The organism is Agarivorans sp. JK6 (genome assembly GCF_045277145.1).
Lineage (GTDB): Bacteria > Pseudomonadota > Gammaproteobacteria > Enterobacterales > Celerinatantimonadaceae > Agarivorans > Agarivorans albus.
The window spans coordinates 1,594,319-1,619,480 of the sequence record NZ_CP113525.1; the positions used below are offsets into that span (position 1 = coordinate 1,594,319).

29 protein-coding genes are annotated in these 25,162 nt (G+C 43.4%); 14 read left to right on the forward strand and 15 right to left on the reverse strand.

The window, feature by feature from the left end:
• The first annotated feature begins 81 nt into the window (after nucleotides 1-81).
• The 3 genes from OV592_RS07550 to katG all read left to right on the forward strand — a co-directional run bounded on the left by OV592_RS07550 (nucleotide 82) and on the right by katG (nucleotide 3,871).
• Complete coding sequence (locus OV592_RS07550; RefSeq protein ID WP_406610958.1) at nucleotides 82-498, forward strand: CidA/LrgA family protein; 417 nt, start codon at nucleotides 82-84, stop codon at nucleotides 496-498.
• A complete protein-coding gene (locus OV592_RS07555; RefSeq protein WP_406610959.1) occupies nucleotides 498-1,175 on the forward strand; it encodes an LrgB family protein in 678 nt (225 codons plus the stop codon). The genes OV592_RS07550 and OV592_RS07555 overlap by 1 nt, the downstream gene beginning before the upstream one ends.
• 530 nt (nucleotides 1,176-1,705) lie before the next feature.
• On the forward strand, nucleotides 1,706-3,871 hold the full coding sequence (gene katG / locus OV592_RS07560; protein WP_406610960.1) for a catalase/peroxidase HPI: 2,166 nt from the start codon (nucleotides 1,706-1,708) through the stop codon (nucleotides 3,869-3,871).
• Nucleotides 3,872-3,933: 62 nt separating this feature from the next.
• Here katG and OV592_RS07565 read toward each other — a convergent pair whose 3' ends face one another.
• From OV592_RS07565 to rdgC, 8 genes are all read right to left on the reverse strand, one after another.
• Nucleotides 3,934-4,395, reverse strand: coding sequence for an N-acetyltransferase family protein (locus OV592_RS07565; protein ID WP_406610961.1), 462 nt, complete (start codon nucleotides 4,393-4,395; stop codon nucleotides 3,934-3,936).
• Nucleotides 4,396-4,499: 104 nt separating this feature from the next.
• Nucleotides 4,500-4,964: an N-acetyltransferase family protein gene (locus OV592_RS07570; RefSeq protein WP_406610962.1), complete on the reverse strand. Its 465-nt coding sequence runs from the start codon at nucleotides 4,962-4,964 to the stop codon at nucleotides 4,500-4,502.
• Between the two features lie 106 nt (nucleotides 4,965-5,070).
• Nucleotides 5,071-5,424, reverse strand: coding sequence for a hypothetical protein (locus tag OV592_RS07575; RefSeq protein ID WP_406610963.1), 354 nt, complete (start codon nucleotides 5,422-5,424; stop codon nucleotides 5,071-5,073).
• A gap of 42 nt (nucleotides 5,425-5,466) precedes the next feature.
• Nucleotides 5,467-5,931: an SseB family protein gene (locus tag OV592_RS07580; protein ID WP_406610964.1), complete on the reverse strand. Its 465-nt coding sequence runs from the start codon at nucleotides 5,929-5,931 to the stop codon at nucleotides 5,467-5,469.
• A gap of 140 nt (nucleotides 5,932-6,071) precedes the next feature.
• On the reverse strand, nucleotides 6,072-6,395 hold the full coding sequence (locus OV592_RS07585) for a hypothetical protein (protein ID WP_406610965.1): 324 nt from the start codon (nucleotides 6,393-6,395) through the stop codon (nucleotides 6,072-6,074).
• A gap of 318 nt (nucleotides 6,396-6,713) precedes the next feature.
• Nucleotides 6,714-6,986: a YfhL family 4Fe-4S dicluster ferredoxin gene (locus OV592_RS07590; protein ID WP_152781432.1), complete on the reverse strand. Its 273-nt coding sequence runs from the start codon at nucleotides 6,984-6,986 to the stop codon at nucleotides 6,714-6,716.
• 2 nt (nucleotides 6,987-6,988) lie between these two features.
• Nucleotides 6,989-8,356: a tRNA 5-hydroxyuridine modification protein YegQ gene (gene yegQ, locus OV592_RS07595; protein WP_016401781.1), complete on the reverse strand. Its 1,368-nt coding sequence runs from the start codon at nucleotides 8,354-8,356 to the stop codon at nucleotides 6,989-6,991.
• A 177-nt stretch (nucleotides 8,357-8,533) separates the two neighbouring features.
• Nucleotides 8,534-9,442 (reverse strand): recombination-associated protein RdgC, encoded by a 909-nt coding sequence (rdgC, locus tag OV592_RS07600; protein WP_016401780.1) that lies wholly within the window; start codon nucleotides 9,440-9,442, stop codon nucleotides 8,534-8,536.
• 283 nt (nucleotides 9,443-9,725) lie between these two features.
• On the opposite strand from rdgC, the gene OV592_RS07605 reads away from it, so the two are divergent.
• Entirely contained in the window at nucleotides 9,726-10,052 is a 327-nt protein-coding gene (locus OV592_RS07605; protein WP_406610966.1) for a hypothetical protein, read from the forward strand.
• Between the two features lie 268 nt (nucleotides 10,053-10,320).
• Nucleotides 10,321-11,301: a hypothetical protein gene (locus OV592_RS07610; protein WP_406610967.1), complete on the forward strand. Its 981-nt coding sequence runs from the start codon at nucleotides 10,321-10,323 to the stop codon at nucleotides 11,299-11,301.
• A gap of 92 nt (nucleotides 11,302-11,393) precedes the next feature.
• Here the strand turns inward: OV592_RS07610 and OV592_RS07615 are convergent, their stop codons facing one another.
• Complete coding sequence (locus OV592_RS07615; RefSeq protein WP_406610968.1) at nucleotides 11,394-11,792, reverse strand: winged helix-turn-helix transcriptional regulator; 399 nt, start codon at nucleotides 11,790-11,792, stop codon at nucleotides 11,394-11,396.
• Nucleotides 11,793-11,925: 133 nt separating this feature from the next.
• Between OV592_RS07615 and OV592_RS07620 the strand changes: the two genes are divergently transcribed.
• From OV592_RS07620 to OV592_RS07640, 5 genes are all read left to right on the forward strand, one after another.
• A complete protein-coding gene (locus OV592_RS07620; protein WP_406610969.1) occupies nucleotides 11,926-12,468 on the forward strand; it encodes a nuclear transport factor 2 family protein in 543 nt (180 codons plus the stop codon).
• A gap of 242 nt (nucleotides 12,469-12,710) precedes the next feature.
• The gene (locus OV592_RS07625) at nucleotides 12,711-13,694 is read left to right on the forward strand and encodes a permease (RefSeq protein ID WP_406610970.1); all 984 of its coding nucleotides are present in this window, start codon (nucleotides 12,711-12,713) and stop codon (nucleotides 13,692-13,694) included.
• A 19-nt stretch (nucleotides 13,695-13,713) separates the two neighbouring features.
• Nucleotides 13,714-13,947, forward strand: coding sequence for a thioredoxin family protein (locus tag OV592_RS07630; protein WP_406610971.1), 234 nt, complete (start codon nucleotides 13,714-13,716; stop codon nucleotides 13,945-13,947).
• Nucleotides 13,948-14,011: 64 nt separating this feature from the next.
• Nucleotides 14,012-14,530, forward strand: a complete 519-nt coding sequence (locus tag OV592_RS07635; RefSeq protein WP_406610972.1) for a sigma-70 family RNA polymerase sigma factor — start codon at nucleotides 14,012-14,014, stop codon at nucleotides 14,528-14,530.
• Between the two features lie 347 nt (nucleotides 14,531-14,877).
• Nucleotides 14,878-15,369, forward strand: coding sequence for a GNAT family N-acetyltransferase (locus OV592_RS07640; RefSeq protein WP_016401775.1), 492 nt, complete (start codon nucleotides 14,878-14,880; stop codon nucleotides 15,367-15,369).
• Nucleotides 15,370-15,390: 21 nt separating this feature from the next.
• Here the strand turns inward: OV592_RS07640 and galU are convergent, their stop codons facing one another.
• Entirely contained in the window at nucleotides 15,391-16,215 is an 825-nt protein-coding gene (galU, locus tag OV592_RS07645) for a UTP--glucose-1-phosphate uridylyltransferase GalU (RefSeq protein ID WP_040307170.1), read from the reverse strand.
• Between the two features lie 420 nt (nucleotides 16,216-16,635).
• On the opposite strand from galU, the gene OV592_RS07650 reads away from it, so the two are divergent.
• Together OV592_RS07650 and OV592_RS07655 are read left to right on the forward strand one after the other, a co-directional pair.
• Nucleotides 16,636-18,357, forward strand: coding sequence for a sugar phosphorylase (locus OV592_RS07650; protein WP_406610973.1), 1,722 nt, complete (start codon nucleotides 16,636-16,638; stop codon nucleotides 18,355-18,357).
• Nucleotides 18,358-18,621: 264 nt separating this feature from the next.
• Nucleotides 18,622-19,182, forward strand: a complete 561-nt coding sequence (locus OV592_RS07655) for an outer membrane beta-barrel protein (protein WP_016401771.1) — start codon at nucleotides 18,622-18,624, stop codon at nucleotides 19,180-19,182.
• A gap of 81 nt (nucleotides 19,183-19,263) precedes the next feature.
• Here the strand turns inward: OV592_RS07655 and OV592_RS07660 are convergent, their stop codons facing one another.
• Complete coding sequence (locus OV592_RS07660; RefSeq protein WP_406610974.1) at nucleotides 19,264-21,387, reverse strand: methyl-accepting chemotaxis protein; 2,124 nt, start codon at nucleotides 21,385-21,387, stop codon at nucleotides 19,264-19,266.
• 50 nt (nucleotides 21,388-21,437) lie between these two features.
• On the opposite strand from OV592_RS07660, the gene OV592_RS07665 reads away from it, so the two are divergent.
• Nucleotides 21,438-21,614, forward strand: a complete 177-nt coding sequence (locus OV592_RS07665) for a hypothetical protein (protein WP_406610975.1) — start codon at nucleotides 21,438-21,440, stop codon at nucleotides 21,612-21,614.
• Here the strand turns inward: OV592_RS07665 and OV592_RS07670 are convergent.
• Nucleotides 21,611-22,393, reverse strand: a complete 783-nt coding sequence (locus tag OV592_RS07670) for a hypothetical protein (protein ID WP_406610976.1) — start codon at nucleotides 22,391-22,393, stop codon at nucleotides 21,611-21,613. The genes OV592_RS07665 and OV592_RS07670 overlap by 4 nt on opposite strands.
• Nucleotides 22,394-22,511: 118 nt before the next feature.
• Here OV592_RS07670 and OV592_RS07675 point away from each other — a divergent pair, with 118 nt between their 5' ends.
• Nucleotides 22,512-22,913, forward strand: coding sequence for a hypothetical protein (locus tag OV592_RS07675; protein ID WP_016401767.1), 402 nt, complete (start codon nucleotides 22,512-22,514; stop codon nucleotides 22,911-22,913).
• A gap of 27 nt (nucleotides 22,914-22,940) precedes the next feature.
• Here OV592_RS07675 and OV592_RS07680 read toward each other — a convergent pair whose 3' ends face one another.
• The 3 genes from OV592_RS07680 to OV592_RS07690 form a co-directional block, all read right to left on the reverse strand.
• A complete protein-coding gene (locus OV592_RS07680; RefSeq protein ID WP_406610977.1) occupies nucleotides 22,941-23,651 on the reverse strand; it encodes a flagellar brake protein in 711 nt (236 codons plus the stop codon).
• Nucleotides 23,652-23,690: 39 nt separating this feature from the next.
• Nucleotides 23,691-23,816 carry a hypothetical protein gene (locus OV592_RS07685; RefSeq protein ID WP_406610978.1) on the reverse strand — a complete coding sequence of 42 codons (126 nt, stop codon included), beginning with the start codon at nucleotides 23,814-23,816 and terminating at the stop codon, nucleotides 23,691-23,693.
• Nucleotides 23,817-23,950: 134 nt separating this feature from the next.
• Nucleotides 23,951-25,162: a glycosyl transferase gene (locus OV592_RS07690; protein WP_016401764.1), complete on the reverse strand. Its 1,212-nt coding sequence runs from the start codon at nucleotides 25,160-25,162 to the stop codon at nucleotides 23,951-23,953.

Sequence of the window (25,162 nt, forward strand, 5' to 3'; positions counted from 1 at the left end):
AAACAATGTTAGCTAATGATAGCTTGTTTTGTAATTTTATTACATAATAGCGTCATTGAATAACAAAAGTCGACAAGAGTTATGAGAAAGTTTCAGAAATCAGTTGTTCTAGAAATGGCCTCTGGATTAGCGGTGATTTACGCTGCGTTGTGGGCTGGTCGTTGGTTAAGCGATCTTAGCGGAAACCTTCTCCCTGCAAGCATTGTGGGTATGCTGCTGTTAACTATAGCCTTACAGTTTCGCTGGATTAAACTGGCTTGGGTAGAGCGAACTGCTAATCAATTTGTCCGCTGGATGTCACTTTTGTTTGTACCTATTAGTATTGGCTTAGTAGAGCATATTGAAACTTTATTACAGGCTTTACCTGCAATGTTGCTTACTTGTGCTTTGGCGACGCTGATTTTACTGGTAGTGGTTGGTAAAGCTTACCAACACTGGGAGCACAAGCATGAGCTTAAGGCTACCCAGCCACAAGCTGTAGACGGGGAGGCAAAATAATGGTGAATTTTCTTTACCTGCCGCTAACCATTGGATTGTTCATTGCTGCAAAACATCTACAGCAACGTTTTTCGGTTACCTGGCTTAATCCCGTTCTAATTACCTTGAGCATATTGGTGGTTAGTTTGTTGGCATTAGACATCTCTTTTGACGATTACAATCAATATAGTGGGTGGCTAAGTAAGCTACTAGAGCCGGCAGTGGTTGCCTTAGGTGTTCCCTTATATAAGCAGTTATACGATATAAAAGCAGAACTACCACGTATTGCTATTACCATTGTTGTAGCGGCAGTTGTGGCTATTGCTACTACAGTTGGCTTGGCGCTGGTGGTTGGGGCACCGCCAGAAATCGCGGCGTCTTTAGCACCCAAATCAGTCACTACGCCTATTGCGGTGCTAATTAGCGAACAAGTGGCTGGTGAGCCTGCATTGACGGCTATTGCTGTACTGATAACTGGCTTAGTGGGAGCGGTGGTTGGGATACCGGTACTTAAATTATGTGGTGTGCACTCGAGCAAAGCACAAGGCATTGCCATGGGCACGGCCTGTCACGCTTTAGGGACTGCCCGTATTGCTGAAGAGGGGCATCAACAAGGAGCTTATGGCGCCTTAGCTTTAGTGCTCAGTGCTACTTTTAGTGCGATGCTTTGTCCACTAATTGTGCCGTTGTTTGCCTGAGTTCAATCTTTCTCAACCCTTAAAGCTTGATGTATTAACTTGAAGAGTACACTAGCTCAATGAATACCTTTCTTCTCTATTAAGCAACATAGCTACGTTGCTTGATCTACTATTAGCCATAAGTTGAAGCCTGATAGCCCTGTTGTTTCAGCCTAACTTCCAGTCACTCGCCTAGTTTCTAGCGTTAATTTATTAGCGCTAAGTTTACCCAGCGTGGTAGCAAGTTTAGGCATATTCTAAACTACCTCAGTTGCACAAGTTTTGGTCTAACAATTGTTGTTTCTGCGCTCTAATTGCTCATCACAAAGTAAAGTTTTGTAAAGTTCTTAGTTCTCCATAATTGTTTTGAGTTAAAACAATTAATAACCATGTTTATTGTAAGGTTACTGTCGCTTATTGCTGCGATAGTTTATACAAATTGGCTAGCTCAACGATAAGGTTATACGCTTTATCTTGAGTCGAAAATTAGTCCACGGCTTTTGGTAAAGCCGATACAAAAACAGTGTAAACGCGATAATTAAGGAATGAATATGAGCAACGATAGTTCTGCTGGAAAGTGCCCAGTAATGCATGGTGGGGCAACCACACCACAAGCGGCAAATATGAGTTGGTGGCCCAAGTCACTAAACCTAGATATTCTTCATCAGCATGATACTAAAACCAACCCTTTTGGTGAGGCGTTTAGTTATCGCGAAGCGCTCAAAACCCTTGATGTAGAAGCCTTAAAAAAAGACTTAAAAGCCTTAATGACCGACAGCCAAGACTGGTGGCCAGCAGATTGGGGGCATTATGGTGGTTTGATGATTCGTATGGCTTGGCACTCGGCTGGTACCTATCGTGTTGCAGATGGCCGCGGGGGCGGTGCTAGTGGTAGCCAGCGTTTTGCACCGTTAAATTCTTGGCCAGATAATGCCAACTTAGATAAGGCACGTCGCCTATTATGGCCAATTAAGAAGAAATACGGCAACAAGCTTAGCTGGGCCGATTTAATGCTGCTAGCGGGTAATATGGCTTATGAATCAATGGGCTTAGAAACCTTTGGTTTTGCTTTCGGACGCGAAGATGTTTGGCACCCAGAAAAAGACATTTATTGGGGGGCTGAAAAAGAATGGCTAGCAGAAAGTGGCGGAGAAGGGTCGCGTTACTCTGGTGAACGTGATTTGGAAAACCCATTGGCTGCAGTAATGATGGGTTTGATCTATGTAAACCCAGAAGGCGTAGATGGCAAGCCAGACCCACTTAAAACAGCTCAAGATATGCGTACTACTTTTGCACGTATGGCGATGAACGACGAAGAAACTGTTGCCTTAACTGCTGGTGGTCATACCGTAGGTAAGTGTCATGGTAATGGCGACGCTTCTTTATTGGGTGCAGAGCCAGAAGGCGCGGGCATTGAAGAACAAGGCTTAGGCTGGAATAACCATAGCAAGCGTGGCATCGGCAGAGATACCGTTACTAGTGGTATCGAAGGAGCATGGACTACCCATCCAACCCAATGGGATAATGGCTATTTTGAGTTGCTGTTTGGTTATGAATGGCAGTTATCAAAAAGCCCTGCAGGAGCTGTTCAATGGGAGCCTGTAGATATAAAAGAGCAAGACAAACCTACCGATGTTGAAGACCCAAGTGTTCGCTATAACCCGGTAATGACCGACGCGGATATGGCGCTTAAAGTAGACCCAGAGTATCGCAAGATTTCTGAGCGCTTTAAGAATGACCCAGAGTACTTCTCTAAAACCTTTGCGCGAGCTTGGTTCAAATTAACCCATCGTGACATGGGGCCTAAGTCTGTTTATGTAGGGCCAGATATTCCAGCCGAAGACCTTATTTGGCAAGATCCTATTCCTGCAGGTTCAACATCTTATGATGTAGATGCAGTAAAACAACGCATTGCTGATAGCGGCCTAAGCGTAGCTGAATTGGTGGCTACAGCATGGGATAGCGCCCGTACTTATCGTGGCTCTGATAAACGTGGTGGAGCCAATGGGGCGCGGATCCGCCTAGCTCCGCAAAAGGATTGGCAAGCTAACGAGCCAGAAAAATTGGCTAAAGTATTAACTGTATTGGAAGCAATTGCTGCAGATACTGGTGCAAGCCTTGCCGATGTAATTGTACTTGCTGGTAATGTGGGTGTTGAACAAGCTGTTAAAGCAGCGAGTTTAAATTTGACTGTACCGTTTACGGCTGGCCGAGGCGACGCAAGCCAAGAGATGACCGATGTGGAGTCTTTTGAAGTATTGGAGCCACAAGCTGACGGTTTTCGTAACTACTTGCCGAAGCACTATGTGGTTACCGCAGAAGAGTTACTGCTCGACCGCGCTCAGTTAATGGGCTTAACTGCGCCAGAAATGACCGTGCTAATTGGTGGTTTGCGAGTATTAGGCACCAATTATGCGGGTTCTGAAGCGGGAGTGTTTACCGACAAAGTTGGCACACTAAGCAATGATTTCTTCGTAAACCTTACCGATATGGCTAACACTTGGAAGCCAACGGGTAGAAACTCTTACGACATTTGTGAGCGTGTTAGTGGAGAAGTTAAATGGACAGCAACACGAGTTGATTTGGTGTTCGGTTCTAACTCAGTACTGCGTTCTTATGCAGAGTTCTATGCTCAAGACGACAATAAAGAAAGGTTCGCCAAAGACTTTATTGCCGCTTGGACTAAAGTAATGAATGCCGATCGCTTCGATGTATAAGCGCAAGCTATAACTAACCAAAGGGCTCCTTGTGGAGCCCTTTTTATTTGATGTGTACCGTCTTAAACAAGTTCATATAAAACATCGGGAACGCTCTCTTCGTTCGCCGAGCCATCACTAAATTCAATCGCTTCAAACCCTTGCTTTTCATAAAATTGTCTCGCTGCTCGATTTTCCTGAAAAGTATATAGTCTGCATGGTCTACCAACTCGAGCTAATGCTTCTCGTAAAAGAGCCGTGCCGATCCCTTTTCTAACCTCAGATGGCTTGAGGTACAAGTTGTCAATCCAGTCAACTTCCTCTGCTTCTGATAGGGAACACATACCAACTAATTTACCCTCTAATTCAGCCACAAGCACTCTACCACTGGGTATCAGGTGTTCCTTAATCCAAGAATGTACTTCTTCGTCAGAGTGGACCACTGGCGCAAAAGCAACCCGTTCTTTACGAGACTCAAGATAAATAGTAGCCGTGTCATTGGCATCGCCTGATTTGGCTGTACGAACTTCTATTGGTTTCGACATGATTTTACCTGGTAGTCACGCCCCAATAAGGTGTGAGTGGCGCTTGTCTATACTTTGAGCGAAGCGAAAACGGCAAGCGTTGCGATTCACTCTAAAATGTTTTGTTAACGGTATTTTTCCATAATGAAATTTCTTAGTTTTTGACCACGAACTTCCATTTCTTGAGCTTGAACAACTTTAAAACCAAAGTATTCATAAAACGGTCTGGCTGTAATACTCACTTCAGAATATAGACGCTGAATACCACGTTGCTCTGCCACGCTAAATACATGAGACATTAAAGCTTTACCCACACCCTGTCCTTGATATTCATGATGACAAAAGAAGTGGTCAATTAACCCATTTGGTTGTAAATCAGTATAACCAACAATAACGTTATCTATCTCAGCAACAAATGGGGCTAATCCCGTCATCCGCTTTTTCCAAACTGATAAATCAAGACGCTTTGGAGCCCAAGCCTCTACTTGCTCTTGGGAGTAATCACGAAGATTAACATTGCGGATCGTGTAAAAGTGAATATCCCAGAGTACTTGAGCATCCGACTCAACATACTCTCTAATTGTAATCATCGTACTTTCTCCGTAATACAGTTAACGCCCGTGTTTGGGGATGCTGAAGCGAAGCGGAAGCATTCCCAGTCCGAAGGGCGACAACACACGCTTGATATGTGCAGTTCTAAGCACACCACTCTCCTAACGCATCATTTGAGGAGCAACCGTGCATCTTAATTGATTGAATATCTTCACCAAAGCCAAGAGCAAAATCATCTGAGCCTGCAATGGTTAATAACCAGCCACCAGCACCTTTAGAAATTGCCCACACCTCAGAGTCGCGATACCTTTCGAAATCACCGCCCCGGATGATTGTGGAAGCCACTTTTACGCGCACAGGATCAATGACCTCGGTGAGTAATTTTTTTGATAGGCGTTCAACATGCTCTTCATATGTTGTACCCGCTGGAGTGACTATCTGCGGTTCACAAGTAGCTAAAGAATGCTTTATCTTTTTTATAGCTTCTGTACGTTTCATTTCAAATAACGCTGCGTTACGGAGTCGCTCTTAAACGCTTTGTTAGGGTAATTGATTCGCATGTTGTGACAAATATTCGAGCATGGGGCGCTCTAGAGGAAGTGCATTATGTGCAGGGTTAATTACCACGCCATCATATGTACTGCCCTGAAGAGCAAATAACCATACATTGTTGCTATGTAATGCCCACCCAGAGACCTTCTTATCTGTATATTGACTTAGAGCCTTCCAGTCTGTGAATAAAACCAAGTAATTCTTGCCCTCACTTTCAGTAGATAAAAACCCTAAGGTACTGCCTTTTTCTACTGATTGATAATTGCCGCCATCAGATGATAACTTGAGACCATCAGTAAACACTGCAGCTAGATAATTTGCCTTCAAAAGCTGTTTTAGTAACTCATCTTTGGCAGCATCTGAACTTTCTCGAGCAACACGATCCAATGCCGCAACCAACGCCGGATTTTCAACTGCCTGATTTACATCGATCCTTGATTCTTCTTGAGCCATTCCTTTGCCAACTCCAAATATAAGTACGGTGATAATGTATATAGTGCTTCGGTTCATAATTACCCTAACGCTCCGCAAACAGGCGAGCGGCAGCGAGTCCGAGCCCACGCTGTTCGTGGGCGTTTTTGTTGTGCGGCTTGTTATGTGTCTTGATGCTTGGAGAGTTCAGAGAGAGCCCTGTCATGCTTTTTATAGCTCCAGTATTCAATCAAGGTACTGCCACTACTTATCACAGCTAGACCCAACCCAAGTTTCCAGAACTCGTAGGCGTACCAAGTAAGTAAACAGGAGAGAACCAGGATCACCATTAGCAGCTTCTTGCCAGAAGTAACCCGGGCTTCACTTTGCTTCCTGAACTTTTGATGCTCCTTGATTCTGGAAGCTAGAGATTCTTCTTTCCGTGGCACTAAATCCCCTTTGACACATAACTGCTTATTAATAGGAAAATTTCCTTGTTTAAACACGGAATTTTTCCTCTTATCATACATTTGATAAAACCAAGGCTATCACCTTTCCTAGGCTACATCAGCCACCTAGCTCGAAAAATAACAAAAACATCAGCATGAAAGTATGCAATCACAGGTTCCTGTATATCATTACAGTGTTTTTTGCCCAGCCAAAGATAGAAAAATCATGGGCAGATAGGTGGGTTAGTTCAGCTTTTTAATACGTAAAGGGTTAGAAACGTGGAAGTGAGTCTATTGTCTGCCATGTGTAGTTGATAAATAAAAGCCGCAGTTTGTGGCTGCGGCTTGTTAGTTTGAGCATCGAGCTTTAAAGCGCTAAGCAGAGCCTTTGGCAATTAGCATGTCGCCATGCAAGGCTACAAACTTATCGTAAAGTTGCTCTTCGCTTTCTTTATGCGCTGGGTCTACGGCAATGCAGTCAATAGGGCAGACATCTATGCAAGTAGGGCGATCGTAATGGCCTTTGCATTCGGTGCAGCGCTCTGGATCAATCACTGTGATAATGCCGTCGTAAGAGATAGCCTGGTTGGGGCACTCTGGCTCGCACATATCACAGTTGATGCATTTTTTGCTGATTAGCAAGGCCATGTTTAAGCCTTAACTTCTGCAGCTTGATGCGGGTTGCGGGTATCTTGGCCAGATTGAAGGTTGCGCATTATAAGTGCGTGCTCTAAATCTACATTTTCTGGCACCGGTAAAAATACCGTATGGCCGCTGCCTTTAGCATCGTCAATTAGCTCACCTTTTTTGTTCTCTAGGTGCTCTAGTTTGAAGTTAAGGTTACCTTGCGGGGTCATTAGCTCCAGCGTATCACCCAGTACAAATTTGTTTTTAACGGTGATTTCGGCAAGGCCTGCTTGGTTGCGACCTGCCACTTCACCCACAAATTGTTGGGTATCGCTTACCGAATAACCATAGTCGTAGTTTTGGTACTCATCATGCGTATGGCGGCGTAAGAAGCCTTCAGTATAACCGCGGTGGGCTAGGTTTTCTAGCGTGCCCATTAGGCTTGGGTCGAAGGGCTTGCCAGCTACAGCATCGTTAATCGCTTGGCGATACACTTGGGCTGTACGCGCACAGTAGTAGAAAGACTTAGTACGGCCTTCAATCTTAAGTGAGTGCACACCCATTTTAGTTAAGCGCTCTACGTGTTGAATAGCACGTAAGTCTTTTGAGTTCATGATGTAAGTGCCGTGCTCATCTTCAAAGGCTGGCATGTACTCGTTAGGGCGGCCTTGCTCTTGCAGTAAGAATACTTGGTCGCTTGGCGCGCCTGCACCCAAGGTAGGTTCAACCACTTGCGGTTGGGCAGCGATAATATCGCCTACTTCGTTTTCTTTGGCTTCGTGGGCGTTGTACTTCCAGCGGCACGAGTTAGTGCAAGTCCCTTGGTTTGGATCGCGCTTATTAATGTAACCCGACAGCAAACAGCGGCCAGAGTAGGCCATGCATAATGCGCCATGTACAAATACTTCAAGTTCCATTTCTGGCACTTGCATACGAATTTCTTCGATTTCGTCTAGCGATAGTTCGCGTGACAAAATCACTCGCTCTACACCTTGTTGCTGCCAAAATTTAACCGTAGCCCAGTTAATTGCGTTGGCTTGAACCGATAAGTGAATAGTTTGATCGGGGAAGGCTTCGCGCACCATCATAATCATGCCTGGATCAGACATAATCAAGGCGTCTGGCTTCATGGCGATTACTGGCTCAATATCGCGCAGGTAAGTTTTTAACTTAGCGTTATGCGGGGCAATATTGCTTACCACGTAGAGTTTTTTGTCTTGCGCATGCGCTTCGTTAATCGCTAGGGCAAGATTCTCGTGGTTAAACTCGTTATTACGTACACGTAACGAGTAACGAGGTTGGCCCGCGTATACCGCGTCGGCGCCATAGGCAAAGGCATAACGCATGTTTTTTAGGGTGCCAGCAGGTGACAGTAGTTCAGGTGTAAACATCAAAGCTCCGGGTCTTAGTCGAATCATTGAGGAAGGCTGCGAGCAGCACAATAAGGGCGCGCATTTTACGCTTAGCGAGCGGGGCTTGCAATGGTTTTGCTTAAAAAATCACCAACCTTTAGCAAGTATCTGAAACTATGTTAATGGTTGGTGAAATAGGTAAGTAACTGTGAGGACTTAGCTGGTTAATTCGCCGCCTAAGGCTGCGATTAAATCAGGGATCATCTTAGTGAGCTCGCCACTGGCTAGGGCAAAGTCAGCATCAAAGCGTGCCGCTACATCACTTTTATCGATGTCTTCATTTTGTTCGGTGATGGTATCGGTGAACTTAACCCCTTTAATGCTCATGTCTTCGCTAATTAAAAAGCGAATTGAGTCAGCCCAGGTAAGCTCTAGCTTGGTCACAAACTTATCGGCATCTAAGTGCACTTTGATTTCGTCGCTAAACAAATCTTGTTCTTTACAACGAATAATACCGCCACCTTCTAAGGCGCTGCGTAGCTCGGCTTCTTCACCTAGTTCAAAGTTGGCTGGAATGGCTTTTTCGTTTAACCAGTCGGTCATGGTTACGTCAGCCTGATTAGCCAATTTAATGGGTGTAACAGGCAGGCTGCCTAAAGATTTACGTAATAAAGAAATCACTTCTTCAGCCTTTTTAGCACTGCCGGCATCAACCGCAATTAAGTTGTTGTCTGGGCTTACCCAAGCGTAGGTTAGGCTGGTACGTGAGAATGCGCGAGGTAGAAGAGTCATCACGATTTCTTCTTTAAGGGCATCTTTCTCGGCTTTCTTTAACGGGCGCTGTTGCTCTTGTTCGATAAGCTCAATTTTGTCGGCTAAGGTGTCGCGAATAACCGATGCAGGTAGCATCTTTTCTTCTTTTTTAGCGCAGACTAGATATTCGTTACCGATAACGTGAGTTAAGCTTTGGCCAAATTTACCCATGGGGGTCACCCAGCCAAATTTGCTTAAGTCTTGGCTTCCGCAAGGGGTAAAGCTTAGCTCGCCTAAAGTAGCGTCTAGCTTCTCTGGCTCGAGCTCTAGCTCTTTGGTAATGCGAAACAACATTAGATTTTTAAACCACATAACGGAATAGCTCTTTAATAAATTTGGGGCGCTATTCTACCAAAACTGCTTATCTTGTCAGTGGGGATTTCGGTTTTTTTTGAGGGCTTTGATGCTAACCACATAGTTAAAGAATGATTGAGTGTGTTTGTGTTGAATGAAGTTCACGAACAAATTTGTCATTTAATGAGCTTGCTGTGAAGTTATTAGCAAAATCGCAGTTAATACTTAGCTTTTCTCGGCTAACGAAGCGTAAACTAAGGTTCAACAAGATTATTCAAGCCCCTTACTGTGAGAGAGTGAAATGATAAAAAAAGTTATGGTGGTTGCCTCACTATTATGGGCATCGCTGGCGCAGGCTGAGCTGGCTAATTTGCCCTCTCAAATGCGAATAGCTGGTGTAGAAGAAGTAAAGCAAGGTTTGCTGGTGGCGGTATTACCAGCCCCAAGCATTAATAGTTGCCCTGCAAGTCAAGGTGGTCTTTATCTATTGAGTGAACACCCTAAATATAATGAGTACGCTGCATTGCTAGAACAGTTAACGGGTAGTGATGATAAGGTGAAAATAAAAGCACAAACTCGCCAATATGAAAGCTTTTGCGATATCACATCAATAACCGTCTTACCTTAAGTTTTAATCGCAAACTTATTCGCTGGTTGCTTCTTTAAAGCAAGTTTTCCATGTCGATACCTTGTTAATAGGCGAGGTATCGACTGTATCCAATCTATTTGAGGCTTTGGTTCTACACCAACAAACAAGCTGTTACTTTGGATTGCATTGGTTACTTACAGATTAAGTTGTTTCTCTATTCATATTCTACCTTTAGTTTTTATCCCTTTGTGTAGTAATCATTTCGCGGCTAAGCTTATGAACACAATGCACTACCGTGGCAGGAAATATGAACAATAGAGCTCAACGAGATACAAGGTTTTCATCAGCAACACTGCTCATCACGCTGCTTTTAATATCATCCTTCGCCATTGCTAAAGACACTAGCAACTACAGAGGCTCGGGTAGCATTACTCAAGGCTTTGCAAAAACCGTAGAAGCTAATATTTTTGCGTGCAAAAACGGTCGCAGTCGAGTTGCTGGTATAGGTGAAGTGACTGATTCGACGGGTAAATCTTGGACGGTCCCGGCGAGCAATAACTATGCTACTGCAACGAAGGCCGTTGATTTATATGAAGAGTGCGCGAATATTACTCCTAATAGCATCGCTGAAATAGATCAAGACTCTGTTCCAGTGGTAGTGGTTGATCCAGAAGGAGAAGAAGTAACCGGTTATATCTTTGCTGACAACTACTTTGAACTTTATATTAATGGCACGCTGATCGCCGTTGATACAGTGCCTTTCACACCATTTAACTCCAGTATCGTGAAATTTAAGGTCAGTAAACCCTACACTATTGCCGTTAAAGTGATTGATTGGGAAGAGAACCTAGGGCTAGGCTCCGAGAATAATCGAGGTAAAGCGTTCCATCCTGGCGATGGTGGCTTTATTGCTAGCTTTAGCGATGGAACTGTCACCAATGCAGACTGGCAAGCTCAAACTTATTACACATCGCCAATATATGACCTTAGCTGCTTAAATGAAGTTGCAGGCAAGCGCTTGTCTGATAGTTGCACAACGCAAGGCACTGATGATGGGCAAGATGCTTTTGCCGTGCATTGGGAAGCGCCAAGTAACTGGATGGCTAAAGAGTTTGACGCGAGTGCGTGGCCACAGGCGAGTTTGTATTCAGAAGATGAAATTGGGGTAAACAACAAAAAAGCGTATATGAACTTTATCGACAAGTTTAGTGGCGCGGGAGCGAGCTTTATTTGGTCAACAAACGTGGTTCTCGATAATCAAGTTTTATTGAGATACCAAGTTAACTAGCCCTTATTCATCAGTAGAGTTTAAACTTGCCAGCGTGCTTAGCGCTGGCCGGTTTAGCAGCTAGGTTTAGCTGCTAACAGCGGTGTGAATCGCTATCGGTTTTCATCATATTCTTTTCTGGCGCGATTAATTTCTTCTTGATGCTCGTCAGCCCAAGATACCAACTTGTATAAGGGCTTAACCAGATCCTTACCCATTGTTGTTAGTGCATATTCAACTCTTACTGGTACTTCAGGGTATACCGTTCTATTCACGTAACCTTCTCGCTCTAGATCTCGCAGAGTTTGGGTTAACATTCGTTGAGAAATACCTTCTACTCTAGATTTAAGCGCATTGAATCGATCTGCTCCATCTACTAAGGCAAAGAGAATAAGCAGAGACCATTTATCACCGATTTGTGCCACAACATTACGCACCGGGCAGCTCGCATCGTTGTAAAAAGTGCGTCTTGTTGATTTTGCTTTTTCTACCACTTTAATCACTCCTTCCATTTACACAACCTAGGTACTGGTTACCAAAAACTGCCTAACTAAGCATTTAGTGCCTTCTTGTTTTGTAGGTTACTAATAATTACCATGGTTATCAATGTATACTTATTTAGCGCAGCAACTAATGGAGTCAGCCATGTTTAAAGTACTTAGTTCGTTTATTCTTTTGTTCGTGAGCACAATGGCACTTGCCCAGTCAAAAGACACTTTGATTATCGATTTACCTTCACTTAAGAAAGCCAGTTGGACAGAACAAGAGTTAGCCAATGCAGAGTTAATAAGCGATTTTGTGCAAAACCTTATGAATAACCATAATTTTGACTACGTTATGCAGCACTACAACGATAGTGCCTATGTGCAGCACAACAGAAATTTACCTGACAAAGTAACCGGTCTGGTCAGCTTCTTAGAAGAGTTTGTCGAAGATTACCCAGACTACACATACGATGTTAAACATATTTACGTTGATGGTGATTATGTGATTTTTCACTCTCATGCCACCTTAGAGAAGGAAGACAGGGGAAATGACCAAAAAGGAATGAATATAATCGACACTTGGCGCATCGAAGAGGGCCGAATCGTTGAACATTGGGATTCAATTCAAGCACTCGATTTTTCCATGCGGGTATACTCCCTTATTAGCGGCGGCGATATCGCTAACTCAAATGGTGTTTTTTAATTAGATATTAGAGGTATAGAGAGCTTTATTCTTTGTTGTTAGTGGCCAACTATATTTGGCCGCTATATCCCGGTAAACCGATAGATATAGTCTAAATACAAGTCCAGTTGCTTGCCCGTTTGAGATATAAGCTTTTGCCCTCCAATGGGATGTTACAGCCCTTCCTTAACATTAATAAGTATCCTTTTGCTGACTCACTCGTGTCGTTAATAGAGGTACTTTATTTTTGTTAGGGGAGAGGAATGTTTGACGTTTTCACACGATTGGCGGATTACTTAGTATTTTCACTTATGGGCTTGGAAGCTGACTCTTCGCTAGCTATCGGTTTGCATTTCTTCATTGAAGACACCACAAAAATTCTGAGCCTACTAGTGGTGTTAATTTATTTCATCTCCTTTATCCGCGCAGCACTGAGTACCGAGAAAGTTCGAGATTACCTACAGGGCAAAAATCGGGGAGTTGGTTACGTTCTCGGAGCCGTGTTTGGCGCTATTACGCCTTTTTGTTCTTGTAGTTCTATTCCGCTTTTTATGGGATTTGTGTCTGCGCGAATTCCTATTGGCATCACCTTAGCTTTTTTGATCACTTCTCCTTTAATCAATGAGGTTGTAGTCATCATGCTAGGAAGCATTCTTGGGCTAAGATTTACGGTCATGTATATCGTTATAGGATTAAGTTTGGGGGTTTTGGCTGGCCTATTGTTAGACATATTGAAAGCCCATCGTTGGCTTCAGCCGTTTCTGGCTAAAGCTTATTTACAAGATGAAAGCGGTTGTTCAGCCAATACCCAAAATAGTTATGTTGCATCGAGCTATCAGCAGCGCCATCAATATGCAGTGAATGAAACAAGCACAATTGTAAAACGCATTTGGAAGTGGGTAATTATAGGTGTGGGCATTGGCGCATTTATTCACGGCTTTATACCCGCTCAGTGGTTTGAGCTAAACCTGTCCGATGGGCAGTGGTGGACAGTGCCGTTGGCAACACTCAGTGCAATTCCTATTTATACCAATGCTTCTGGAGTAGTGCCCATAATGGCCTCGTTGATAGACAAAGGCATGCCATTAGGAACGACTTTGGCATTTTGCATGGGGGCTGTCGCGGTGAGTTTGCCTGAATACATGATGCTCAAACAAGTGATGCAATACCGCTTATTGGCTTGGATAACCGGCTATCTATTTGTTGCTATCTCAATAGTGGGATGGCTATTCAATGCATATTACTAACAACAAAATGGTGAAATAAATGAAAACAGTTCAAGTGTATGGTTCAGGTTGTAAAAACTGTGTAGTTACTGCGGAACGAATTACTCAAGTCGCTCAAGAGTTTGGCTTACTAATTGAGGTTGAGAAGGTGACGGGATTTGAAGATATCATGAAGGCAGGAGTAATGACTACTCCGGCGGTGGCAGTGGATGGTATTATACAACACGCAGGCTCTGTTCCTACAATTGAGCAGGTTCAACAGATGCTGGGCTAGCACTCAGCTCTAAAGAACTTTGCTTTAAGCGTTTGCTTGCGTAATTTTCCTCTAAGGTTTGATAATGAAATGCTTAATGAAAGCGTGGCAACAATCTGAATCTCTGCTTTATAACTGGCTGTTAAAGCAGACACAAAGTCAGCATGAAACAGAAGATATAATGCAAGAGGTTTTTCTTAAAGCAATGCGTAATAGTGAGCGCTTTTGCTCACTAAAAGATGGCAAATCTTGGCTGTTTAAAGTGACCAAAAATCAGTTTATCGATCATTGGCGCCGCAAGATTGAAATTGAAGACATTGATGACTTAGAAACGGTAGATAAGATCTTGCCGGTAATGGAACAGCTGCAAAGCTGCTTGCCTCGAGTTTTACCTAAACTCTCCAGCCATCATCGGCATGTTATTGAGTTCTGCGATTTAAATGGCATGACGCAAGCTCAATACTCCAAAGAGAATGGCTTGAGTTTAGCGGCGACCAAAGCGCGGCTCCGAAGAGCTCGTGTCGAGCTAAAACAGATCTTAGTGACCGAGTGCCAAGTCTCGCAAAGTGCGACAGGCGTGTGCAGTTTTAAACGAGCGCAATAACTCTGAGTTGCTGATTTTTGGCTCTCATTATTCATCGAAGTCGATACCAGAAAACCTCGGTTCTTAAACAAAAACATTTAAGGTTTAATGGTTAGCTTTTTAATAAGTGATTGATATTTATTGATTATCATCCTAGTTGAACAGAGATTCTACGAATATTGTGTCGCTAGAGCTTTAGTCTGCTGTAATTGTCTTGCTAAGAATTTTTGATTAGTTAATGCGCCATTTTTGTTAGTAGGCTGTGATCTTCATCGTTTTCAAGCGTACAAAATTCGATCTAATTCACACCGAGATCTTTTGTTAGTTACCATACTGTTGGTCTGGATGAACAGTAATGGTTTTACTCGTTGAACTCTTTTACTAATGCTGCAGGTTTAACCCTGCGAACAGCAGAGCAGAACGATTACGAAGATATAGGCGAGATTTGGCTGTCTGCCAGTTTACGTGCCCACGATTTTCTACCTAGCAAGTATTGGTGGGAGCGCCAAGATGCTTTGCAGCGCTTGTATCAATATAAAGCGGAAGTGTGGGTGGCTGAAGTAGAAGGCCAAGTATGTGGATTTTTAGCCTTGGTAGAAAGCAAACTTATTGCTCTGTTTGTTGCGCCGTGCTGGCAGCGCAGGGGAATTGGCTCGCAGTTATTAGAGTTGGCCAAGAGCTTACGTTCGCGATTAGAGTTACATTTATTTGCCGATAATGCTGAAGCCTTTAGCTTTTATTTAAGGCATCGTTTTGAAGTATTGTGGAAGCGGCCAGAGCGTTACACCGGTTACCCTTTAGTACATATGGGTTTTAACCCGCAGCCGATGTTTGTAGAAAATACTGCGCCAGTCGCTTAACTGACGCAGTGAGTGAGTCACTTACTTGCCGTAAAGGTTCTCGAAGCAGTAATTGGTAGCTTCAACAAAACCTTCAACACTACCGCAGTCAAATCGCTTACCTTTAAATTTGTAAGCCATTACGCAGCCATTTTGGGCCTGAGTAAGGAGTGCGTCGGTAAGTTGAATTTCGCCATTTTTACCTGGTTTAGTATCACGAATTAGGCTGAAAATATCCGGCGTTAGAATGTAACGGCCAATTACCGCGAGGTTTGATGGCTCTTCACCTTTAGCTGGTTTTTCTACCATTGAGGTGACTCGGAATAAGTCATCACGCAGTGCTTCGCCTTCAATAACCCCGTATTTGTGCGCTTCTTCTCGTGGTACTTCCATCACTGCAATAATCGAGCAGCGGAATTGCTCGTAAAGTTTGGTCATTTGCGCCAGTACGCCGCCATCATCACCAAAACACAAGTCATCAGCTAGCACAACGCCAAAGGGTTCTTGGCCAATTAAGGTTTCACCACACAATACTGCGTGGCCAAGGCCCATCATTTTCTTCTGGCGAGTAAAGGTACAGTCTACGTGATCGACCAAGTGACGAATTTCTTTTAAGTATTCTTCTTTGCTGGTGCCAGCAATTTCGTTTTCCAGTTCATAACTAATATCAAAGTGGTCGGCAATTGCGCGCTTACCCCGGCCAGTAATAAAGGCCATGTCGCTCATGTCTGCAGCTACCGCTTCTTCTACACCGTATTGAACCAAAGGCTTGTTTACTATGGGCAACATTTCTTTAGGCATAGACTTGGTAGCGGGTAAAAAGCGGGTGCCATAGCCTGCAACGGGAAATAAACATTTCTTAATCATGGTCATTGGAACTCCTTGTAACCGTACAATCTTGTTGAATGTTGGTTGGTTAGTATCTGTAATTACTAGAGCAAGAGCGATGCCGTGAATAGATACAAAGTAGCTAAATTATTGTTTTGTTTATAAATAATCGGTTTATTTTTGATTTAACTGAGTTTGAGCATGATTGGCCATGCACCTTGGTGGTGCAAATCAAGAGGGCCAAGCTAAATGCTGCGTTAAAATGGCACATTGCTATTGCGCTATTTAGGCTGTCTATTCCTAGCTAGAAAAAGTAGGTGGTATTTATTTCACAATTTATTCATATAAAACAATTGCTTAATTTTAAATGTGCTCGAGCGACCCAGTTAGCTAGCCTTGGCATAGTTATTGGAAATACTTTATTAATAGAACGCTAAGCAAGCCATGGTGGGAGCCTTTATGGAAGAACTCGAGTTATTACTTAAGCAAGTATATGGAACATCCTTAGACCCCAATTTAAGCCAAGACATCATCCAAAAGATTGAACAAAGCAAAGCCGGCTTTCCTCGCTATCAAGCTTGGTCTGAACAAGACGTGATATTAATAACCTATGGTGACAGTGTATTAAGCAATGAGTTAATGCCTATACAAAGCTTGCATCAGTTTTTACGCGAGTACTTATCGGGCTTAGTGAGTTCGGTGCATATTCTACCTTTTTTCCCCTTTAGCTCCGATGATGGCTTTTCGGTGATCGACTACTATCAAGTTAACTACAGCCTTGGTGATTGGAACGATGTAGCCAAGTTAAATCAAGATTTTGAGTTGATGTTTGATTTGGTAATGAACCACTGCTCCCGCCAAAGCTTATGGTTTAATGATTTTGTAAATGGCTCAGGTGAGGGGCAGGACTACTTTGTTGAATCGGATCCAACGCTTGATTACAGTGCTGTAACCCGCCCACGAACTAGCCCGCTAATTGTTGATGTTTATACCCGCCAAGGCTTAAAACATGTTTGGGCCACCTTTAGTGATGATCAAATAGATTTAAATTTTGCTAATCCTAAAGTGCTGTTAGCCTTTGTGGATATTTTCTTGTTCTATTTAAAGCATGGTGCCCGTTTTATTCGTTTAGATGCTGTGGCCTTTGTATGGAAGATTCTCGGCACTAACTGTATTCACCTGCCACAAACCCACGCCATTGTTAAATTGCTGCGCTGGGTGATGGAGCAGCTGGACCCTAATATGGTGTTAATCACCGAAACGAACGTGCCTCACCAAGAAAACATTAGCTATTTTGGTGAAGGTGACGAAGCCCACATGGTCTACCAGTTTGCACTACCGCCTTTGCTGCTGCATGCTTTAAACCGCGGTAACGGCCATTACTTAACAGCATGGGCGAGGGATTTAGTGGCTTTGCCAAAAGGCTGTAACTACTTCAACTTTGTTGCGTCGCACGATGGTATAGGGGTGAGGGCGGTTGAACAGATTATTCCCAAACACGAAATTGCAGATTTAGCTGAGTCGGTACACAATTTTGGTGGCTTTGTAAGCATGAAGTCTAACGGAGATGGTACTCAAAACCCTTACGAGCTAAACATCTCCTTATTTGACGCTTTACAAGGAACACGTACCGGGTCTGATCAATGGCAAGTCGAGCGCTTTTTATGTAGCCAAAAATTGCTATTGAGCTTGCAAGGCATTCCCGGCATTTACATTCATAGCTTAACCGCCACTGAAAATGACCAATCGTTGGTTGAGCAAACAGGCCGCACTCGTTCAATCAACCGTCATCGCTGGGATCGCCAAGATTTTGAGAAACTATTGGCACAAGAGCATAGCTCGCAAGCGCTGGTTTTTCAGCGCTACCGCGATTTACTGGCTTTACGCAAAACCATTGCTGCTTTTCATCCTGAAGCTGCCCAGCGGATTTACGACTGTGGTGACGCCCTGTTTGTATTACAGCGAGGCGATGCCCCAAGAACTGCAGACGACGGCGCCAAGCGCAATGGCTTGTTGGCCGTGTTTAACTTGACCAAATACCCACAACAAGTAGAGCACTACGCCCAGCTGCCGCAGGCTTATCAAGCTGAATGTGAAGACTTACTGAGTGATGAAAAAGTGATACTGGCTGAGTATAAGCTCAAACCTTATCAGGTGCTGTGGTTAGTTCCAGATTTGTAAATTGGTATACCAATAGTTGTTTCTTTACTATTGTGTTGCTTAATGTTTTCAGTCCTTTTGTTTGTTTTGTATGGTTTTTATACTTTATTGAATCTTTTATCAAAGATGAGAGGTTTGTCTACAAAAAGATAAATCTCACTCTTGATTGGTTCACCAATTTGCTGTTTAATCCGCCGTTGTTCTTTTGCCTTATTTTACTTTTAAAGTATGAAAGGCCTAAGACTTCGCAAAACGATTTCTGCAATTTATGTATAAGGATATGCAATGAAAAAAGCAGCATTAATTGGCCTAAGTTTGTTGGCATTTGGCGCCAATGCATCTGATGCTCCTCGAGATTTTTACGTAGGTCTAAACTTACTTCCTACTGGTACAATTGACATTGACGCTCTGAGTCAAGATCTTGATTTAGGGGCGTCGTTCGCTTTCGGTAAGCGCTTCGATTTGGATGGCGGTTGGCTTATCGACGGCGAAATCGAATACCTATATATGGGAAGCAACACGATGAGTAATAATGGTCTTAGCATGGAAACAACTGGTTCAGGCTTGTCGTTAAATGTAAAACCTACTTACAAGTTTTCAGATAGTGGCTTGTACCTAGCTGGATTGGTCGGTGTAGGCTCATATAGCGTAGAACTTGAAGTTAGAGACGATCAAGGCTCTATTAAAGCTGAAGATGATGGATTAGGTTTTACCTACGGTCTTGAAGCGGGTTACGATGCAAACAGATTCGGTTTAGCGCTAGGCTATAAAAATGTTGCTGCAGATATAGATAGTCTATCAGTTGATTACTCTAGCTTTTATTTTGGCGCTAAATACAAGTTCTAGGCTTGGGCTTAGTTTAAAATATTTAGCTAAATAAAAAACCAGCGCCAAGCGCTGGTTTTTTAGTTTAGGGATGATGGTTGCTTATGCGGCTTTGGTTACTTCAAAGCGCTCAACCAGTTGATGCAGGCGAATAATTGAGTTTTTCACTAGCGTGGTTCGGCGAGTTAGTTGCTGAGATGATAGCTCTAAGGAAGAGGTCGTCACTTGAGCCTGCTCGGCAGTTTCGCTATGACGTTCACTGTTGCCAGCAATCATATTAATGGTGGTGAACATACTTTCGACCGCTTGTTGTAGTTCGTCGCTACGGCTGCCAGAGTCCAGCAGGGCAGAGCTTTGGTCTACATTTTTAACACCTTGCTCCATGTAATCGACAGCCGTTTCGGTTTTAACACGCAGTTTACCCATGGTGTTGCCAATGTGCTTGGCAGCTTCAGAGGTTCGCGTGGCGAGGTTTCTTACCTCGTCGGCCACGACCGAAAAGCCACGACCATGTTCACCCGCGCGTGCAGCTTCAATGGCGGCATTTAGCGCCAGTAAGTTGGTTTGCTCGGTGATCTCGGTAATTAGCTTCACAATGTCTTCGATTTGCTTCATTTCATCGTTAACTTGGTTAACGCTTTTGGCTGAAGCCTCAACAATGCGTTTGATTTCTTGAGTATTTTCTACGGCATGTTGGTATTCGGTTTCGGCATTTTCAACCATGTCGGTCATTACTTGCTGTAGGTTTTCTGCTGACTGAGTGGCTTTAACAATGTCGGTTTGTTGGTGTTGCGCTAAGTTAAGCAGCGAATCGATGGAATTAGAGGTTTGTTGAGTACAATTATCAACCACTCCACAGCGACGCAGCATAGAGCTGCTTACTTGTTTAACCTCATTAGAGGCGTAAATAATTCCGCCGACAACGCCTTCAAGGTTATCAATAAAGCTGTTAATCCAACGGCCTAAATCACCGGTTTCGTCGGGCTTAAACTTACTAGCATCTAAGCGACGTTTTAAGTCGCCATCACCTTCGGCAATGGTTTGAATCACCCCACTCATGTTTTCTAAACGTCTAGCCAAGGGTTTGGCTACGATTTGTTTAAAACCAAAGAAGCTAAGGGCAGAAAATAACACCAGTAGCCCAGCTAGTTGATTAATGCTAAGGGCGAATTGTTGAGCAATCAATAGAGGAGGTACAAGGCTAAACAGTGAGCTTATTAAGTATTTGTTGCTTAACTTATGGCTTAGTGAACGGTGGCGATATACTTCTTCAAGGTCGGCTTCACACATCATTCCCCAACGATCAAGCGAACCGCGCAGCTGAAAGGTAATGCCTTTACCAATCACCGGAATGTGTCGGTAATCCGAATAACCGGGGTAATCGATAAACAGATTACTGCCATTTTTTATGGTTTCTCTCACGCCCGGGTGTAGCTCATTTGTGGCTGGATCAGTAAATCTAATTTCAAACTCGGTATGTTTGGCTACTTTTACTGTGCCCCAATCGGTGCTCACTCCAGATTTTAAGTTTTCTCCATGAGAAAAGGTATTGTCTTCAAAGCGTGAACGAGACAATGCGGTACCTGGCTTAATGCTCGGGTCAAAATTGGCATCCACCATGAAGATGTAATTGTCACCCGACTCACTATATATGTGACCTGCTTCACGCTGAATTAAGTCACCTAATACGTCGTTAGGCACTCGGCCACACAAGCAGCCCACCACGTCACCGTTAACCTCCAAAGGCTGGTAGAACATTAAGGTAACTTGGTCATGAAATTTTGAGCTAGACGGGCCAGGGGCCATGGTGCGGGGATCTTGATAAGGGCCGTGCAAAAATTGCTGGCTAAGGCCTTGCTCTAGGGCTTGTTTGCTAGCGGCTATTTGTCCGGTATGTGGTTTATAGCTACTGGCGCTAACCTTGCCTTGAGAATCAACAATGAACAGTTCAGAGAAGTCACTATTGCGACTAAGCAACTGAGACAGAACTTCCGGTTGTTGTTCTAAGGGTTTGGTGGCGAGATAAAACATAGCATCTTGAAGAAAATCCCATTGGGTATTAGCCCAGCCTTGTAATAGTTTTACTCGTGTACTCGAGATGCTTTCAAAGGTTTGTTTTAGTTGTGGCTTTCGTTTTCGGTTTAACCAGCTCGCTTTACGCATAGCTAGCTTTCCGCTGTTACCAAAAATAGGTAACCAGTGTTTTTCTTGTTGTGTTAATTGCATAGAGTCTAAGTCCATTTATATTATTTTTTTGCCTTTTTTAAGCAAAATTAATGCCTTGCATTAAAATGGGGCTTATTTTTGATGCTTTTGTTTATTTGTTGTTCGCTTTGGTTGTTTTGTGTACTTGCTTTGTGGCCTTTAGTGGTGCTCATGTCTCAATGTGGTGCGCCTTTGCCTTGTTAAAGCGCGTTTTTATGGCTTGGCCTTATGAAGAAATGAGCGACTAATAGCTATAAATACCTGATTCGAAACCTGTATCTTGGCAATTTGGGCTACTCAGCAAAATAAGTGCTAGATGATCTATTAAGAACTCTTGAACACAATGGTTATTGGGAGCAGGGAGGCTTAGGAAACCATTGGCTGATAACTCGGCTTTTTCATCTTCTATATTGCTAACAAATGTTTGGCTTAACTCTAGGCTTTCACCGGAAATGTGAAACAGCATTTGTGGTGAGTCAGAGAACATTTGAGTGCTAGTTTTAGGGCTCGGTGACAGTGCTTTTCGGTAGAACCTTGCATCTCCGCAAGAACTTGAAAATTGCAAGCTGTTGTCTACTTGGCTAAAGCTATAGTGATGATCTGATAAGCTGCCGTTATAAGCTAGCATGCAGGATTTGTTTTCTAGGTAAGCTGTTTCAAGACTCACCACTCGTTGTACTAACGCTCGTTGTTCGAGTTCTCGGTCTTGGGAGTAGTCATCCCAAAACAACACTCTGCCATTTTGGTCGATGGTGGCTACATGGTCATTCGCTTGGTCACGATAGATTCCAGCAGTGGTTAACGTGGCTCCCTTTGGTGGAGCGGGAATGTGGCCGTTATTGCCGTTTCTATCGCAATTGCTGCTGCATTTACTGCGCAAATCTACGCCTCCTTTAGGTTCACAGGCGCTAAGCAATAGTAATGCACTTACTGCAAATAGTAGTTTAATGATTAGTGAAGCTTTTAGTTCTGGATGAAAAGCGAATAAATAACCTTGTTTGAATCCACACTTTGTTGGTCCACTCATTTTGTTATCCTCATAATTGATAGCATTACTGCGCTTTGGTGTTGTAGCTTGGTGTTAGCTTAACAAAGGGACTTTCTATATATTGGAAGGCTGAGAGAACTAAATTACGGATTTTGGAATGCCAGATTTAGACAGCGAAGGGTATGAGTTTTTTGGGCTTAAGGATGCGCAAATACGTGGGATGCAAATAGAGCGTTTAGAGTTTTTAATGGCCAACTTGGCTTGGTCTAAAAAAACCTTAGCAAATAAAGCGAATTTACCTACCAGCTCGGTTTATGCAAAATTAGATCGCGAAGGCACCAGCCAACTAACCATGTTAGACATGTGTGCTATTGCAAAAGCCATGGATATTAGTGTGGTGCAACTATTGCCGCTTACTGCGGCAGAGAGAGAGGCTGGCGTTAAGCCTCCGGCAAAAGCTTCTATGTTAAAAATGTGGGATGCTCTATTGTCGAGAAATGCAGAGCAATTAGAAGTTATCTATCAAATAGATAAATTGCTTCACGATAAAAAAGGCTAAGTTAGCAGCTCTGTTCAATGCTGCTTTTTAGGCCGCCAAACTAGGATGGTTAAACATATTAAGCTTGTTGAATACTGCTTTGAGCTGTTTGTTGGCATCAAATTGAATGCCCACTCTCAATTTGTCGCTGGTTTGCTGCTGGCTTTTAATGGTGCCGTTTAACACTATTGGCTTTTCTGGGTTGAGTGGGAAACGTAAGATTATTTGTACAAACACCATACTTAAGCTTTGAGATGGCGCTGCTAATTCTATGCGACAGCCACCCTCCGACAAATCTAGTACTACGCCTTTCAACATATTGCTGGATGCTTGCTCAGCCGAAACGCTGGCTGCTTGCTGCTCACTAATTGCTACTGGTAGGTGAGTATTAATACGGCTTTTATGGCGAAGCTGAATAAACTCGATCTGCTCTGGGTATTCAACAAATAGCATAATTTGTGGCTTTTTGTTTATGGTGATGAGCTTGGTTTTAAAGGCCACACATAAGCCTGCATCACCCTCAACGATCATTCTTATCACACAGCTTTTACCTTCAAACATATGGTCTTGCTGTTGCGCATAAATGTGTTGAGGCAAAGAAAAGGCAAAGTAAGCCCCTTCTTGATAACCCACCAACTTTGCTTTGATACGTTGTTGCTTACTCGCCGAAAACTGCATGTCTACCATTGCGCCAGGGCTTAACTTAGTTAGGGTATTTACAATGGTTGTTCTATCACTGGTGATTTGATGTTTACTCAAGTTGCGAACCCTCTTGTTATTGCCCTGCGGCGTTATACTTTACTGATCAAATTGCGAGCTTTGGCTACTGCGCGAGTCTAATAATTCTTCAGCCATAATCTCAAAATCTAGCGCTAATACGGTGGCTAAAAAAAAGATCATTGCTGCCATTCGTTTACGATTCATGTTCATTACTTCCGTTGTGCTTATCTGTGGCGATTGTAAGAAGGGATAGGATGTTAAATTGACTTTTTACGAATGCGGGGCAATAAAAAAGCTTGTTCAAAGAACAAGCTTTTAGTGAGAGTTAATCTGAAAATCTAGCAGTTATCAGCTTCAACAGCTTCGTACAAACGCTCTAAAAAGTCTGGCGCTGCACTTTGTACCCGGTTCCAACTTGGAATGAATGGTGTAGCTGAAGGATTTTCTAAGAAGGTTTCACCTGCTTGCATTACTGCTTTAGAAAACAGCTCTACAGCATCTTCTTCAGAGTGGCGATCTAGGGTTAAACCATTGATTAATGCGTCTGCATGGTAGTTTTCAATGAAATCTAAGGCCATACGGTAGTAAGTTGCTTTTAGTGTACGTAGTTTGCCGGGGCTGAATGTATGTCCTTGGGTTGCTAACTTACGAATGACCGCCTTACTAATATCGGTGGCCATTTTAGCTAAACCAGCGTCTAAGTTGTCTAGGCTTAAGTCTTGGTGTTTATGGTCGTAAACATCCGCAATGTCTACCTGACAAATTCGGTTGGTGGAGTGATTGCGGTAAATTTCAGATAATACGCCTATCTCTAAACCCCAGTCTGAGGGAATGCGCAAGTCATTTAGTACGTCTGACTGCATTGAAAACTCACCCGCTAAAGAGTAACGGAAGCTATCTAGGTATTCTAAGTAATCGTCATAACCTTCAATTTTCTTCAAGGCTTTTAATAGTGGCGTTACTAGTAAGCGAGCCACACGGCCATTTAGTTTTCCGTCGGCATGGCGGGCGTAAAAACCTTTACAGAACTCGTAGTTAAATAGAGGGTTGGCTACCGGGTACATTAGGCGAGCTAACATGCTTCGGTCGTAGGTAATAATGTCACAGTCGTGCAGACCCACTGCTTTGCTTTTTCCAGACGCAAGCGCGTAACCAAAACAATACCAAACGTTTCTGCCTTTACCGGGTTCTTTAGGGGCTAAGTTGTGCTCGGCGAGTTGGGCATCTAAGGCGCGCAGGCGAGGGCCGTCGTTCCACAAAATACGTACGTGCTGCGGTAAGCCCGAGAAGTATTCTTTTGCGTAAGCAAATTGTTCTTCGGTGGCACAATCTAAACCAATGATGATTTCGCTTAGGTAAGGCACCTTAGCTAACTCTTCAACAATGGTTGCCAATGCCGGGCGCTCTAGCTCCGAAAATAGCGAAGGTAGAACCAAACTCATAGGTCTAACTTTTGAAAACGCTATGAGCTCCTGTTCTAACTCTTCTAGTGGACGATCAGTTAAGTTATGTAAGGTAGTCACAATACCGTTTTGATAAAAATCAGCCAT